Origin of the sequence: Streptomyces viridosporus (assembly GCF_002078235.1) — a bacterium.
Taxonomy (GTDB): Bacteria; Actinomycetota; Actinomycetes; order Streptomycetales; family Streptomycetaceae; genus Streptomyces; species Streptomyces viridosporus.
In genome coordinates, this window is sequence record NZ_MSGP01000864.1 from 1 (window position 1) to 684 (window position 684).

Below are 684 nucleotides of genomic sequence, written 5' to 3' on the forward strand. Positions count from 1 at the left end.
GGCCCGGGGCGCCGTTCCGGGGAGGAACATTGACCGACCGCCTCGACGCAGCCACCGCCGTGCAGGGCCGCGACCTGCACGCCTTCATCGCCGGACTGCCCAAGGCCGAACTGCACGTGCACCACGTCGGCTCCGCCTCCCCCCGCATCGTCTCGGAGCTGGCCGCCCGCCACCCCGACTCCCGGGTCCCCAGCGACCCCGAGGCCCTGGCCGACTACTTCGTCTTCACGGACTTCGCCCACTTCATCGAGGTGTACCTGTCCGTCGTCGACCTGATCCGCACCCCCGAGGACGTCCGCCTGCTGACCTACGAGGTGGCCCGCGAGCTGGCCCGGCAGCAGGTGCGGTACGCGGAGCTGACCGTCACCCCGTTCTCCTCCACCCGCCGCGGCATCGACGAGCGTGCCTTCATGGACGCGATCGAGGACGCCCGCAAGGCGGCCGAGACCGAGTTCGGGACCGTGCTGCGCTGGTGCTTCGACATCCNNGTTCAAGCCGTACTTCGACCGGGCGATCGCCGCCGGGCTGCACTCGGTCCCGCACGCCGGCGAGACCACCGGCCCGGAGACGGTGTGGGACGCGCTGAACGAGCTGCGGGCCGAGCGGATCGGGCACGGCACCAGCTCCGTCCGGGACCCCGAGCTGCTCCGGCACCTGGCCGAGCGGCGCATCGCCCTGGAGGTG

Annotated in this window: 1 pseudogene; it reads left to right on the forward strand. The window is 72.4% G+C overall.

The annotated features are described in order from the left end of the window. Positions 1-29: 29 nt before the first annotated feature. Positions 30-684: pseudogene (locus tag B7L92_RS38260) on the forward strand (amidohydrolase family protein); the annotation flags it as partial.